We start from the raw sequence: 14,722 nt of genomic DNA, 5'->3' as shown, positions 1-14,722 counted from the left end.
TTCTATTTAGAATGTAATATTTAGGTTTAAGCCATAAGACCTAACCGAAATTAACTGCCCGGACTCATACCAGCTAATATCCTGGCTACCGGTAGAAATCTCTGATGGATCAATACCATCGGGAGCATTTTGCCACAACATCGCAGGATTACGGGCTATAAAAGCAAGATTTACTGCTTCAAAAGGAAGTCTCTCCATAATATTAGACCCAAAGGTGTAGCCTAACCTCACTTCTCTTAACTTGATATAAGAAGCATCATATAGCCATTCTTCATAAATCCTTCTACCTACAACATTCCTGTAATAAGATCTGGCATCTACAAATGCGTTCACTTCCTCTCCGGTTTCTGCCGATATCCCGTTTACTTCAACTCCACCACCTTCTTCCAGGGGATCCCTTACATTTGCTCCGTTAGAATTTGTTGCAACGGTTAATGGGTCCTGTCCGGTTCTTACTGCCAGCATTTTAGACCGGCTAAAGAACTGCCCACCTTTTTGGAAGTCTATCATAGCAGCAAGGTTAAAGTTTCCAAACTGGATATTATTTTGAAAACCACCTGTTAGATCTGGCAATACACTTCCAAAATTATGCGTGGCATCTGTGTACAAAGGCATATTATTGGCATCCAGCAAAATTTGCCCTGTAGCTTCATCTCGTTGATAAGCCTGTCCTACCAAACTTCCGAACGGCTCTCCTTCATAAGAATTTAAATAGCTATTTACTGAAGAATAGGTAGTAGAACCATATTGATAAACATCAATATCCGGGTGAAGTTCTACCACTTCACTTCTGTTTCGATTTAGATTCAGAGTAGCATCCCACCTAAAGTTATCTGTCTTGACCGGGGTTCCGGTAAGGGATAATTCTACACCATTGTTTGTAATCTCACCCGCATTTAATATCCTGGAACTATAACCCGTTGCTCCCGAAATATCTAAATCTATAATTTGATCTATATTTCTTTGCTCATAATAGGTAACATCAAGACCTAACCTGTTACTAAAAAACCTAAGGTCTACACCTACTTCATAAGAATGTGCAAAAGCAGGGAGAATATTTGGATTAGGTAAAGAATTTGGCACTGTTAAGGTATTTATATTATTATATACCGTCCCCACATTATAAAAATTACTGGTTTGATATGGTGATAAATCTGAGCCTGCCTGGGCATAACTTGCCCGTAATTTACCAAAGCTAAGCAGCTCCCAATTTGTAAATTCACTAAACACCATACTTCCTGAAATTGACGGATACCAGTAAGAATTATTTTCTTCGGGTAAAGTTGAAGAATTGTCATTTCTTATACTGGCTTCTACAAAATAAGTGTCTAGATAACCAAGCGATGCCATGGCAAATCCACTTCTAATTTGTTTTCTAAGCAAATAAGATTCAGTAGTTGGCCTATCTATAGAGGCTTCTATGTTATAAAACCCCGGCGTGGTCAATCCTCCCTCTGTTTCCTGGTAAACATATGAATATCTCCTGTCGAATATATTTCCTCCTAATGTCCCATTTATAGAAAAATCACCAAACTCCTTGTTGTACTGAGCCAATAACTCGTAGTTCATCTCTTTGTTCTGATATTTTCCAACAGTGTAACCCGGAATTCCGGTTCCTCCAAAACCTCTTCGGGTTTCAATATTTTGGGTGTACATATCTGAACGTACATTGGCGCTAAGTTCTAACTCCGGCAATACTTCATAAGTCACACCAATATTTCCGAAAAAGCGGTCTCTCCTATCATTATTGGTATTTTCATAAGCTTCAAAATAAGGGTTATTCCAGTAGAGCGGACTTAAATCAGTGATTTCACCCGTAGTTGAACTAGGGGAACGTAAATTCCAGTGTTGAAAAGTTCCATCGGGATACTGGTAGTTCTCCAGTTTATTCATATCTATATTTCGCTGAAACCACTGTACAAAATAACCGGTACCATATTCAGATCCCTGTTGCGGGCGCTGTGCATCATTACGAGCATAGTTTATATTAGAATTAACCGTAATCTTATCATTAATATCCAAACTGGTGTTCAGTCCAATGTTGTTTCTCTTTAAATAAGTATTGGGTTCAACACCTTCAATTCGGGTGTCATTTACACTCAATCTATAAGAAGTATTTTCGCTACCTCCACTAATGCTTATGTTGTTATTGATATTATGTCCCGTTTCGTAGAAATTCTTAATATTATCGGGGTGCGGGCTAAATGGTGCTAGTTCTCCATAGCCTGGATCCTGCGGATAAAAACTCCACGCATGCCTTACAGGAGTCCCGTCCATCCTTGGTCCCCAACTTTCATCAACCCCCACGGCTACGTATGGATCTCCATTGGGTAAGGTATTAAAACTTTGAGAAGAGCCGGCCCCATACATATTTTGTACCGGCATAAAATTACCGGCAACTTCTATAGACACACTGGAACTTAACTGAACCCGTGTATCTTCCACTCCTTTAGCACCATCTTTGGTGGTTATCATTATCACCCCGTATTGTCCTCTAATTCCATACAAAGCTGATGCTGTAGGGCCTTTTAAAACGTTAACCGATTCAATATCATTGGGGTTTATATCCTGCCCAAGGTTACCATAATCGGCCCCGGAACTTTCGGCGAAGTTTGCATTAGATATAGGTGTACCATCTATTACAAGTAAAGGTTCTCCACCTCCACTCAGGGAATTAATTCCCCTGATTTTGATTTTCTGGGTACCCCCCATACTTGAGCCGGAAGCTCCTGTAACCTGAACCCCTGCCACACGTCCGGAGAGTGAACCTAGCACGTTCTGCTCATTGGTAAGAGTAAAATTCTCTCCCTCTACTTCCTGGGTGGCGTAACCCAAAGATTTTCTATCACGGGAAATTCCCAGGGCAGTAACTACTACCTCATCAAGGCCTTCAAGATCTTCAGTCATAATAACATCAATCACATCTCTGCCATCTACAGATTGTTCCTGACTTTCAAATCCAAGGGAAGAAAATATCAAAACCGCGTCTTGATCTACCTCAATAGAATAGTACCCTTCCATATTGGTAACAGTTCCATTACTGGTGCCTTTTACGATGACATTCACCCCAGGCAATGTCATTCCATCGGTAGCAACAGTAACCGTCCCACTTACCTCCAACTGTTGAGCAAGAGTTCCGGTAATTTGGAAAAATGCCATTAAGGCCAAAATTGTAAATTTGTTTCTCATTCTTTTTATGTTAAAATTTCATAATAAAAAAGTTTAATATATGTAAATAGAATAAACCCGAACAAATTAGTTGACTTAAAAATTAAACTTTTATTAACTTCTTCAATATTAATTTAACTTTGAAGTAAATTTTTAAAATTATCAGTTTCTATTTATAATTTTATAATGGCGAAAAACCTGTACCGTTCTATGTCTCCTCTAAAATTTCTAATACTATCCTTAATTTTTCTAATGCTGGGTTCTTGTTCCACTACAAAAAAAATCAGCAGACCAATAAATAACATTTTTACCGGTTCTCCCGTTTTTGACCAGGGATTTGCTGGTCTTGCATTATATGATCCTCAGGAAAATAAGACCATCTACAGCTATAACGCTAAAAAATATTTTACACCGGCTTCCAATACCAAGCTCTTTACCTTTTACACCGGTCTAAAAATTTTAGGAGATTCGGTGCCTGCGCTTAAGTATCTGATTGAAAATGATACGCTTTATTTTAAAGCCACGGGAGATCCTTCTTTTTTAAATAGAAATTTACCAGAATCGGAGGTTTTTTATTTTCTTAAAAATAGTAATGAAAAACTTGTATATATACCCCCATCTTATACTGAAACACATCAGGGACCGGGATGGTCCTGGGGAGATTACAATGCATACTATTCGGCTGAAAGAACCCCATTTCCCGTTTATGGAAATATGGTAAGCTTCCAATTCCAAAAAAATAAAAAATTACCGGTAGTTTCACCATCAATTTTCAGTGATTCTTTGGTGAATATAAAAGACAATCTGGTATCAAGCAGGATAGAAAGAAAAATCTTTAAGAATAGCTTTGAATTCAACAATCAGTTCAAAAATTCAGAGTTTGCTCAATCGGTACCTTTTAAATATTCACCTGAAATTCTTACTAATCTCCTAAGTGACACTCTTCACAAGCCGGTTATAAGGCTTGAAAATTTGGATATAAATAAAAGATTAAATAAAACGCTTTACAGCATTTCCAGTGATAGCTTATATAAACGTATGCTTGAAGTGAGCGACAATTTTATTGCAGAACAAATCCTTATTATGTCTGCAGGAATAATTTCAGACACATTAAAATCTGATATTGCCATAGATTATATGAAAGAGCATTATTTGGCTGATTTACCAGATGAACCCATGTGGTATGATGGTTCCGGCCTTTCCCGTTATAATCTTTTTACTCCCAGGACAATGGTAAAGCTTCTTGAGAAAATTCTTGCTGAAGTCCCACAGGAAAAACTTTTCAGTATAATGGCTACAGGTGGAAAATCCGGCACTCTCAAAAATTATTTTAAAGCTGAACATCCATATATTTTTGCAAAAACGGGCACTTTAAAATACAATCATAGCCTTAGCGGGTATATTAAAACCAACAGCGGCAAAATCCTTATTTTCAGCTTTATGAACAGCAATTACACGGTTTCTACTTCGCTGCTTAAGCAGGAAATGGAACGTATCCTAAAGATTATTAGAAATAATTATTGAGAATAAATTCTTTAAAAAGGCCCTAAAATGCCTATTTTCGGTATACCTGAATGCCGTAAAATGAAAAGAAGAAACTTTATCAGAAATATAGGAACAGCAGGAATGGCTATTCCGCTTAGTTCTTTCAATAGCAATTTTAATTTTTACACTTCCGAAGAAATTATTCGTCCGCAGGCACTTAAAGAGGGAGATACAATAGGGATTGTAAGCCCTGCCAGCGCAATTTTTGAGTCTGAACCTTATGATATTGCCCGTGAATCTTTTGAAGCCATGGGTTTGAAGGTAAAGTTTGGAGAATTTACCAAAAGCAGGTATGGGCATCTCGCCGGCACAGATGAGGAACGCGCTTCTGAGCTTAATAATATGTTTGCCGATGATTCAGTAAAAGCAATTATCGCTCTTAGGGGCGGTTCGGGTTCTTCGCGAATTCTGGATGGACTGGATTACGACCTCATCAAAAAAAATCCTAAAATCTTTATTGGCTACAGCGATATTACGGCTTTACACCTGGCAATTTATAAAATGACAGGTTTGGTAACTTTTCATGCTCCCGTAGCAGTTTCTACCTGGAATTCCTTCAGCTCAGGGCATTTAAGAAACATTCTTTTTAATAAAGAAATGCCTACACTGGTGAACCCTTCAGATAAAGGAGATGAATTAGTGCAAACCAGAAACCGTATTCGCACTATAACTCCTGGAATAACAAAAGGCAAACTGTTGGGCGGTAACCTTTCTGTTTTAACAGGAATAGTAGGAACAGATTATTTTCCGCAGGACTGGAAAGGCAAAGTTCTTTATATAGAAGATGTTGGTGAGAAGGTTTATGCCATAGACCGTATGATGTCGCAATTACGTTTAGCCGGAGTCCTTAAGCAAATCAGCGGATTTATATTTGGAAAATGCACCGATTGTGATCCCGGTGGCAGTGGTTACGGCTCACTAACCCTGGAAGAAGTTCTGGATTCCTACATAGAACCTTTAAATATTCCGGCATTTACCGGCGCCATGATTGGACATATTGATGATAATGTTACTATTCCAAATGGCATAGAAGCCGAAATTGATGCTGAAAAAGGCAGCATTAGATTGCTCGCTCCCGCAGTGATATAGAATTTATTTTGGGAACAGAATACAATAATCAGAGAAGCAACGTTAGGTAATAAAATTTAAACTTTAACATCTGCCATTTTTATAATTTCTACTGAAATAATTAATGATGAAAAAAAACCTGCTACTATTATTTTTATCCGGTGCAATACTGTTTTCATGCAATAATGATGAAAATGACCCTTATTTAATTACAAACACACAAATAGGAAAACTGAAAAGAGAAACTCAGCTCAATCAGTTGGATTCAATTTTTAAGGAAGATTCCATCACTAGCCAAACCAGTGGAGCAGAACAACTGAGGTCTACAGATGAAATAAGGGTTTATGAAAAAGGCGGGCAGCCGCTACTGTATCTTGAACCGCTGCAGGAATTTGATTCCACCAGCACTATTGGTTATATAAGGGTTATGGATTCACGATATGAAACCAAAGAAGGTCTTAATGTGAGCAGCACTTTTAAAGACATTGTCACCCACTATAATATTTCCAGGATTGAAAATACGATGACTTCTGCGGTGATTTTTTTAGATGATATAAACGCTTATGTAACTATAGACAAAAAAGAATTACCATCCAGCCTTAGATATGACACCGAAGCCAAGATCCGGGCTTCACAAATTCCTGATGAAGCAAGGATAAAGTACTTTATGATTTACTGGAATTAGAATAAATGCCAAAAATTGTTAAGCCTACAGGTGATTACAGATGATTCCCTAACTTTACCTCATAACCAACTATTTAACATTATGATTAGGATAATAGGATTAATTATGACTATTGGAGGTGCTATTGCTCTGGTATTTGGAGTGCTGGGAATTTTTGATAGTATAGCTTTGATGTTCAGCCCCTGGGCATTGACTATTCTTGGAGTAATTTTCTTTTTTGCCGGCATATCCCTTATAAAAAGAAGAAGCGATAAAGAAAGTTAGTCCTTAAAAATAAAGCTGATTTTTTCCCTCATGTATAAAAAAAGGTCCCGGAAACATCCGGAACCTTTTCTTTTAAATCCTTATTCTTTTTAATCTACATTATCATGTAGAAAAGAATTATTTCTCCTGAACTGAAGGTCATCGTTATCATCCTTCCCTATACTCGTTCTGGAAAGTTTGCCTTCTCCCGGTTTATTCTGGTCTAAATCCACACCCTGCCTTTTGTAGGCAGGCTGCTTCTCTATCTCATCAATCTGGGCAGCATTGCTACGGAACTTATAATTAAATTCCTTCATCTTTGCTCTGCGCTCTGCAGCACGCTCAATCAACATGTCTGAAATGGGGCTGTTAAAAGGATCCTCATCATCTGGATTTTCCCTTTTTTCTGGTTGGGGAGCTATCGTTTTTTTTTCGAAAGCTACTGTTTCATCCTTAGGCTCTTCCTTCTTTGCAGGTTTGGAATTTTCAAGCTTCTGCTCAAATTCCATATAATCATCCAGGCTGTACCGCTTTACTCCTTTTTGGGAATTTTCAGTCACCGGAACAATTTCAACGGGCTCGTTCACCTCAATATTTCTTGTTTCTGAGCTCCTGCTATCTTCTTTTCTTCCTTCCTCTTTCCTTTCCTGCTGGGGCGTTTCGGTATTACTTTCTTTTTTTTCTTCATTTATAGGAAAATCGAAAGTGAACATGATCTGATCTTCATTTTCTGAAGATTCATCTTCCTGTTCATTCATATTAGTTTCCTGATCCTCTTCAGAAGTATCATTGATAATAAAATCTTCCGTATCTATTTCTTCATAAACCACGTCCATTTTTTTGGCAAATGGAGGTGTATGCAGTGGATTTTCTTTCTTCTCTTCCTGTTTTTTAGGGGAAATATTTCCAACTTCATCTACTTCTTCAACTGTGTCATCCAGCGTATGGACAATTTTGTTCTCTTTTGGCTCCTCATGTGCAGTTTCTGCCCCTTCTTCCAAAGCAGGGGAATAATAACCCGTCTTTTTGGTACTTAGTTCATGTTCTGCTTTTTGTTCATCCTCAAGAGTGTGGATAATTTTTTTTGTTTCGGTATTAACAATTTCATCCTGCTGCTCTACATTAAAACCCGTGGCAATAATTGTTACTGCTATAGCATCATCCAGAGCGTCATCTTCTCCAACCCCCATAATGATGTTTGCACTATGACCGGCTTCCGCCTGGATATGGTCGTTAATTTCACCAATTTCGTCTATTGTAATTTCTTCGGCACCGGAAACAATTAGCAGTAAAACATTTTGAGCACCGGTAATTTTATTGTCATTAAGCAAAGGAGAATCCAGCGCCTTGCGAATGGCATCGTTAGCCCTGTCTGCCCCTGAAGCACTCGCAGAACCCATAATAGCAGTACCACTATTGCTCAGAACAGTCTTGGCATCACGCAAGTCAATATTTTGGGTATAGTGATGGGTAATAACTTCAGCAATACCTCTTGAGGCGGTTGCCAGAACTTCATCGGCTTTTGAAAAACCGGCTTTAAAACCGAGATTACCATAAACCTCCCTAAGTTTATTATTATTTATTACAATTAATGAATCAACATGAGAACGCAGTTTTTCAACCCCCAGCTGGGCCTGTTCGTTACGCATCTTCCCTTCAAACTGAAAAGGAATGGTAACAATCCCAACAGTAAGAATATCCATATCTTTAGCCTGCTTTGCGATTACCGGAGCAGCACCTGTACCGGTACCACCGCCCATCCCGGCAGTGATAAATACCATTTTAGTATTTACATCCAGCATCTGCTTAATCTCGTCAAAACTCTCTACTGCAGCCTGCTCCCCTATACTGGGATTTGCCCCTGCACCAAGCCCTTCGGTAAGGCTAACCCCCAGCTGGATTTTATTGGGAACCGCACTGTTATCCAATGCCTGCGCATCGGTATTACAAACAACGAAATCCACACCTTTTATTCCTAACTGAAACATATGGTTAATGGCATTGCTACCACCACCTCCTACGCCAATAACTTTTATGACGTTTGATTGATTTTTTGGTAAATCGAATGAAATGTCTCCAAATTCTGTACTGCTCATAAATTCAATTTTACTGGTTGTATCTCTATTACTCTGCGTTATCTAAAAAATCTTTAAACTTCTCGGCCCATTTGTCAAAAATGCTTTTTCTGGGCTGTTTTTCCCGGGATTGAACATTTTCTTCTGAAGAGATCTGATCTTCAGGCTCATCAGAAAGTTCTTCTCCCGGCTCGTGTGCGTCATCTTCTTTTTTAAGAACCACTTCTTCCTGAAAACGACTTTTGCTTTGTTCAAGGCTGTTCATAACCAGGCCTACTGCCGTAGCATATACGGGACTGGTGGTTTCAGAATCATTAGTACCGGCAAGATGCTCATTGGGATAACCAATACGGGTATCCATTCCGGTAATATATTCTGCCAATTGCTTTAGGTGTTTCAGCTGGGCACCGCCTCCTGTTAATACCATCCCGGCAATTAGTTTTTTCTTCTGTTCTTCGTGACCATAATTTTTGATCTCCAGGTACACCTGCTCAATAATTTCCACAACCCTGGCGTGGATAATTTTAGAAAGGTTTTTTAAGGTAATCTCTTTCGGCTCCCTTCCGCGTAAACCCGGAATAGAAACAATTTCATTATCCTTATTCTCTCCCGGCCATGCAGATCCAAACTTAATTTTCAATAATTCGGCCTGCTTTTCAATAATTGAGCAACCTTCTTTAATATCTTCAGTAATTACATTTCCGCCAAAAGGAATAACAGCGGTGTGCCTGATGATCCCATCCTTAAAAATTGCCAAATCTGTAGTACCGCCACCTATATCTATTAAAGCCACTCCGGCTTCTTTCTCTTCCTGGCTTAAAACGGCATTTGCTGAAGCCAGTGGCTCCAAAGTTACGGCCGAAAGTTCCAGTCCGGCACTTTTTACACACCTCCCAATATTCCTGATGGAAGAAACCTGTCCTACCACTACATGAAAATTAGCTTCCAGCCTGCCACCGTACATCCCGATGGGTTCTTTAATTTCAGCTTGGCCGTCTACCTTAAATTCCTGTGGCAGCACATGAATAATCTCTTCTCCCGGTAACATTACCAGTTTATGTACCTGGTTGCAAAGGGTATGAATATCATCATTATCAATAACCTCTTCAGGGTTGGGCCTGGTGATGTAATCGCTGTGCTGCAAACTCCTTATATGCTGCCCCGCAATACCTACCACCACATCTTCAATTTTTAATCCTGAATCTGCTTCAGCTTCCTGTATAGCCTGTTGAATAGACTGGATAGTCTGGGTAATATTATTTACCACCCCTCTGTGCACACCAAGACTTTTAGACTTCCCGATCCCGACAATTTCTACCTTGCCGTATTCGTTCTTACGCCCAATCATAGCCACAATCTTAGTGGTTCCTATATCTAATCCTACTGCTATATCCTTCTGTTCCATAAATTATTTTTTAGTGCAAACAACCTGATTACCAAATTGCAAGTTCACTTTCCTGTAGGCATCTAACTTATTATCCTTTAGCGCTTTTTTATAAAACGCCTTAAAATTGTTGAACTTCAGCTCAATATTTTCGGCATTCCCGAAATAGACGGTAAAATCCATTTTTCTCATTTGCAGATCAAACCGGTTTGTATTTACTCGACTTATTTGCGTAATATGCTGCGTTAAAAACTCATCATTTTTAATATATTTTAGCAGCGGATAAACTTCTTTTACCGTAGCACCGTCAAACCCGAACAACAACGGCACCCGGGCTGAATAGTATTCAGAGAGCGGCATAAGCTCTCCGTTTCTGTCCAGATAAAACGAAGAATTGCCCACTAATCTACCAATAGGTTTTCGCTGGCTCACGTTTGCCTCAAGTTTACCGTCAAGAGTTACGTAAACTTCAGCATTTTCAATCATTTCATGTTTATTCAGAAGTCCCTCTACCCTATTCAAATCTAAAGTTTCTTTGCCTATGCCCGAGGAAGCCACTTTATTTTGTATCAACAATTTATTAACCGCTTCTTCCGTTACATACAGGTTCTCCGTATCGGTAAAATTTACCGCCACTTCACTGATCTTACGGGATTTCTGGCGCTTTTCAGCAAAGCCAAAAAGGAACACCACCAACGCAATAAGCAAAAACGCCTTTATGTATCCTAAACCTCCCATCATTGTAATGCAAGTTTAACTTTTTCAACTTCTTCTCCTATGTCTCCGGCGCCCATCATCACCACAACTTCCGCATTTGCTGCTTTAATTTCTGCGGAAAGATTTTCCTTCTGAACTAATGCTTTTTTAGGATTGTTTATTTTATCCAGAAGCCATGCTGAAGTGATTCCTTCTACCGGAAGTTCCCTGGCAGGATAAATATCCAGTAGCATTACCTGATCGAATTTACCAAGGCTTTCCGCAAATTCATCAGCAAAATCTTTTGTTCTGCTGAATAAATGCGGCTGAAAAACCGCCAGTACATTTTTGCCCGGGTGCATTTCCCTTACCGCCTGGTGTACCGCAGAAATTTCTGCGGGATGATGTGCATAATCGTCTATTAGCACCAGTTTTTCAGAATTTATTTTATAGGAAAATCTGCGTTTTACTCCTTTAAAACTGGATAAAGCCCCGGCTACCATGTTAGTAGGAGCACCATATTCAACAGCCATTGCCAGAGCGGTTACAGCATTCAGCAAATTATGTTTGCCGGGTAGATAAAATTTTAAATTCCTTAGGGTCTCCTGCGGAGTTTTAAAATCGAAATGATAAGCTCCTTTTTCTATTTTTATATTAATCGCTGAAAAATCAGCCTTATCGTCTACTCCTACTGTAGCGCCTTCCAATGGCAGCCCATTACGCACAAATAGCTTACCATTTGCAGGAACAAGCGAAGCAAATCTTCTAAAAGATTCCTGAAGCTGCTCATTTTCGCCGTAAATATCTAAATGATCGGCATCCATAGAAGTGATTGCCGCTATATTTGGGGATAATTGTAAGAACGAGCGGTCAAATTCATCAGCTTCGGCTACAATTACATCATCGCCCTGCATAATGAGATTGTTCTGGATATCTTCACTTATTCCTCCTAAAAAAGCGGTTATTTTGGCTCCTGTTTCTTTTAAAATATGAGCTAAAATAGCGGTGGTGGTAGTCTTCCCGTGAGTTCCTGCCACAGCCAGTGTTAATTTATTCCTGGTTACCAAACCAAGAACTACCGAACGTTTTTTAAGGCTGTAATTCTCGCTTAGAAAGTAATTATATTGCTTATGCCCGCTGGGAATCGCCGGAGTATAGACAATTAGAGAGTTTTTATCTTCTAAAATGTGCTGCGGAATTTGCCCTATTTCATCTTTATAAATAACAGTAACTCCTTCTTCCTCCAGTTTTCTTGTAAGGGAAGTAGACGTTTTATCATAGCCGGAAACATTTTTGCCTTTGGCATTAAAATACCTTGCCAGAGCACTCATGCCTATCCCGCCAATGCCGATAAAATATAAGTTTTGTATGTTATTAGATTCGTTCAAATTTTTGCTGATTCTTATCTTTGTTTATTTTTTATTCCTTTTAAACTACGACCAACAAGGTTTTAAAACATTGCAGATCCCGTAATGGTTATTTCCCTACCAGGTTCTCCACCTCGTCCACGATTCTTGCGGTAGCATCGGGCAGGGCCATTTTTTTTATATTTTCACTCAGTTCTTTTTGTTTTACTTCGGAATTAACCAATCCGAAGAATTCCTTTTCAAAATTTTGTTCCAGCTGCTCCTCTGTTAATGTAAGTGCTGCCTCGTTTTTGGTTAAAGACATGGCATTTTTCGCCTGATGGTCTTCAGCAACGTTTGGTGACGGTATAAAAAGCACCGGTTTGCCCACCACACATAATTCAGATACACTTCCCGCTCCCGCCCTACTTATAATAATATCTGCCGCGGCATAAGCCCAATCCATCCTGTTTAAAAATTCATACGTCTGCACCAGGTCGCTATTGTACTTTTTATACTCATCGTAATACAGCTTTCCGGTTTGCCAGATTAACTGAATGTTCTCTTTTTCAAATTTGGGCACCCAGGTCTCAATGAGCTGGTTTATTCTTCTTGCACCTAAACTTCCACCGAGCACTAGTACAGTTTTCTTTTTCCTGTCCAGATGAAAAAATCGCTGTGCTTCCTCCCTCTTTTCATTCACCTTCAGCAAATCTGACCGTACGGGATTTCCGGTGATAACGGTCTTTTCCTTTGGAAAAAACCTGAATACCTCCTCATAAGCCGCGCAAATTTTATTTGCCTGTTTAGACAAAATCCTGTTGGTAATTCCCGGGAAGGAATTCTGCTCCTGGATAAGCGTGGGTATCTTTTGCGATACCGCCACTCTCAATAACGGACCACTGGCAAAACCTCCCGTACCAATTACCACATCAGGCTGAAATTTTCGTATAATTTTCCGGCTTTTGCTCAGACTACTCACTAACTTGAACGGAAACATCAGGTTTTTTAGAGATACCTTTCTTTGAATTCCGCTTATCCACAAACCTTCAATTTCATATCCTGCCTGTGGCACTTTTTCCATTTCCATGCGATCCCTGGCACCTACAAAAAGAATTTCAGCCGCAGGATTCCGCCTGCGAATTTCATCGGCAATAGCAATGGCCGGGTAGATATGTCCACCGGTACCGCCTCCTGATAATATGACTTTTAAATTCCCTTTCACTTAAATCGCTTCACTTAATATATCCAGCGGATTGTCCTCACCATCTTCATGAGCTTCCGCTTCTTTAATTTCTTCTCTTTTAGCACTTACGCTCAAAATAATACCCAGCGCCATACAGGTCATCCAGATAGATGTTCCCCCGCTACTGATTAGCGGCAGGGTTTGGCCTGTAACCGGGAATAATTCCACCGCAACCGCCATGTTTACCAGCGCCTGAAAAACGATGGGTATTCCCACACCCATAACCACTAATTTCCCAAATATGGTATTTGCTTTTGTGGCCACAATTACTATCCTGAAAAGTAACATCAGGTATGCAGCCATCACTCCGAAAGCGCCTATCAAGCCCATTTCTTCAACAATAATCGCATAAATAAAATCTGAAGAAGACTGTGGTAAAAAATTCCGCTGCACCGATTTTCCTATTCCGGTACCGGCTATTCCTCCACGGGCTATGGCAATTTTTGCTTTTTCAATCTGGTAATCGGCTTCAGTATCTTCATCGTTGGTAAAACTATCTATCCTGCTCGCCCAGGTATCTACCCGGCTGGGTAAAACTCCCGGGAAGGCCTTTGCCGTGAGAATAAATATTGTTAACATTAAAAATCCGGCTGCCACGATAGCGGCGAGATATTTAATTGGATAGCCGCCTAAGAACATCAACACCAGCGTCATTGCAAAAATGATGAATGCCGTTGAAAAGTTGGCCGGCAAAATTAAGGCTAAAATGAGAAATACCGGCACCCACAAAGGAAAAATTGTCTCTTTAAATTCGATGGCCTTATCGGTGATTTTTGAAAGATAACGTGCCACATAAACCATTAGCACTACCGAAGCCAGCGTAGAGGTTTGAAAGGTGACCCCCAATACGGGAATTTGCACCCATCTGCTGGCATAAGCGCCTCCAATAAAGGTTCCCTGGGCAACGGTGTAAATTAAAAGCACGATAATCACCGGCAGCATCAAAATAGATAAGCCACGAAAGTAATTATAGGGTATACGATGTACTGCAAAGAGCAGGCAAAACCCCAGGAGCAAATGGAAAAAATGAACAACCAGGTAATTAAAGGTACTACCATCACCGTGCAAATAAGCAAGGTTGCTACTGGCACTATACACCGGCAGGAACGAAAATATTGCCAACAATCCCGCAGTGGCCCAGATCACCTTGTCTCCTTTAAGATTTGAAAAAATATTGCTCATCTAGTTTAGCTCCTTTTCCTTTTTTTCCTTAAGCTGAACATATTTCAGCTTCTTACAAATAGAGATCCTGAAACAAGTTCAGGA

Annotated in this window: 11 protein-coding genes; 4 read left to right on the top strand and 7 right to left on the bottom strand. The window is 39.6% G+C overall.

Going from position 1 to position 14,722, the window contains the following annotated elements:
• Window positions 1–6 precede the first annotated feature (6 nt).
• Entirely contained in the window at window positions 7–3,189 is a 3,183-nt protein-coding gene (locus RM539_RS03940; RefSeq protein WP_311502132.1) for a SusC/RagA family TonB-linked outer membrane protein, read from the bottom strand.
• A gap of 165 nt (window positions 3,190–3,354) precedes the next feature.
• Between RM539_RS03940 and RM539_RS03935 the strand changes: the two genes are divergently transcribed.
• From RM539_RS03935 to RM539_RS03920, 4 genes are all read left to right on the top strand, one after another.
• Window positions 3,355–4,692 carry a D-alanyl-D-alanine carboxypeptidase/D-alanyl-D-alanine-endopeptidase gene (locus tag RM539_RS03935; protein ID WP_311502131.1) on the top strand — a complete coding sequence of 446 codons (1,338 nt, stop codon included), beginning with the start codon at window positions 3,355–3,357 and terminating at the stop codon, window positions 4,690–4,692.
• A 60-nt stretch (window positions 4,693–4,752) separates the two neighbouring features.
• Window positions 4,753–5,802: a S66 peptidase family protein gene (locus RM539_RS03930; RefSeq protein WP_311502130.1), complete on the top strand. Its 1,050-nt coding sequence runs from the start codon at window positions 4,753–4,755 to the stop codon at window positions 5,800–5,802.
• Window positions 5,803–5,905: 103 nt separating this feature from the next.
• A complete protein-coding gene (locus RM539_RS03925) occupies window positions 5,906–6,466 on the top strand; it encodes a hypothetical protein (protein WP_311502129.1) in 561 nt (186 codons plus the stop codon).
• 81 nt (window positions 6,467–6,547) lie between these two features.
• On the top strand, window positions 6,548–6,730 hold the full coding sequence (locus tag RM539_RS03920; RefSeq protein WP_311502128.1) for a hypothetical protein: 183 nt from the start codon (window positions 6,548–6,550) through the stop codon (window positions 6,728–6,730).
• Window positions 6,731–6,819: 89 nt separating this feature from the next.
• Here RM539_RS03920 and ftsZ read toward each other — a convergent pair whose 3' ends face one another.
• The 6 genes from ftsZ to RM539_RS03890 all read right to left on the bottom strand — a co-directional run bounded on the left by ftsZ (window position 6,820) and on the right by RM539_RS03890 (window position 14,638).
• Entirely contained in the window at window positions 6,820–8,805 is a 1,986-nt protein-coding gene (ftsZ, locus tag RM539_RS03915; RefSeq protein WP_311502127.1) for a cell division protein FtsZ, read from the bottom strand.
• A 28-nt stretch (window positions 8,806–8,833) separates the two neighbouring features.
• Entirely contained in the window at window positions 8,834–10,189 is a 1,356-nt protein-coding gene (gene ftsA, locus RM539_RS03910; RefSeq protein ID WP_311502126.1) for a cell division protein FtsA, read from the bottom strand.
• 3 nt (window positions 10,190–10,192) lie between these two features.
• Entirely contained in the window at window positions 10,193–10,909 is a 717-nt protein-coding gene (locus tag RM539_RS03905; RefSeq protein WP_311502125.1) for a cell division protein FtsQ/DivIB, read from the bottom strand.
• The gene (murC, locus tag RM539_RS03900) at window positions 10,906–12,252 is read right to left on the bottom strand and encodes a UDP-N-acetylmuramate--L-alanine ligase (RefSeq protein ID WP_311502124.1); all 1,347 of its coding nucleotides are present in this window, start codon (window positions 12,250–12,252) and stop codon (window positions 10,906–10,908) included. Before murC ends, RM539_RS03905 begins: the two co-directional genes overlap by 4 nt.
• An 88-nt stretch (window positions 12,253–12,340) precedes the next feature.
• The gene (gene murG / locus RM539_RS03895; RefSeq protein ID WP_311502123.1) at window positions 12,341–13,435 is read right to left on the bottom strand and encodes an undecaprenyldiphospho-muramoylpentapeptide beta-N-acetylglucosaminyltransferase; all 1,095 of its coding nucleotides are present in this window, start codon (window positions 13,433–13,435) and stop codon (window positions 12,341–12,343) included.
• Window positions 13,436–14,638 (bottom strand): FtsW/RodA/SpoVE family cell cycle protein, encoded by a 1,203-nt coding sequence (locus RM539_RS03890; protein WP_311502122.1) that lies wholly within the window; start codon window positions 14,636–14,638, stop codon window positions 13,436–13,438. It lies immediately after the preceding gene.
• Window positions 14,639–14,722: the final 84 nt, after the last annotated feature.

Origin of the sequence: Autumnicola musiva (assembly GCF_031846585.1) — a bacterium.
GTDB classification, from domain to species: Bacteria; Bacteroidota; Bacteroidia; order Flavobacteriales; family Flavobacteriaceae; genus Autumnicola; species Autumnicola musiva.
Note: the sequence above shows the minus strand (reverse complement) of the source record. Positions and strands in the feature narration are given on the sequence as shown.

Bases quoted from the DNA above. Each gene is read 5' to 3' on its own strand.
- RM539_RS03940 (WP_311502132.1), bottom strand. From the start codon at position 3,189: ATGAGAAACAAATTTACAATTTTGGCCTTAATGGCATTTTTCCAAATT.
- RM539_RS03935 (WP_311502131.1), top strand. From the start codon at position 3,355: ATGGCGAAAAACCTGTACCGTTCTATGTCTCCTCTAAAATTTCTAATA.
- RM539_RS03930 (WP_311502130.1), top strand. From the start codon at position 4,753: ATGAAAAGAAGAAACTTTATCAGAAATATAGGAACAGCAGGAATGGCT.
- RM539_RS03925 (WP_311502129.1), top strand. From the start codon at position 5,906: ATGATGAAAAAAAACCTGCTACTATTATTTTTATCCGGTGCAATACTG.
- RM539_RS03920 (WP_311502128.1), top strand. From the start codon at position 6,548: ATGATTAGGATAATAGGATTAATTATGACTATTGGAGGTGCTATTGCT.
- ftsZ (WP_311502127.1), bottom strand. From the start codon at position 8,805: ATGAGCAGTACAGAATTTGGAGACATTTCATTCGATTTACCAAAAAAT.
- ftsA (WP_311502126.1), bottom strand. From the start codon at position 10,189: ATGGAACAGAAGGATATAGCAGTAGGATTAGATATAGGAACCACTAAG.
- RM539_RS03905 (WP_311502125.1), bottom strand. From the start codon at position 10,909: ATGATGGGAGGTTTAGGATACATAAAGGCGTTTTTGCTTATTGCGTTG.
- RM539_RS03890 (WP_311502122.1), bottom strand. From the start codon at position 14,638: ATGAGCAATATTTTTTCAAATCTTAAAGGAGACAAGGTGATCTGGGCC.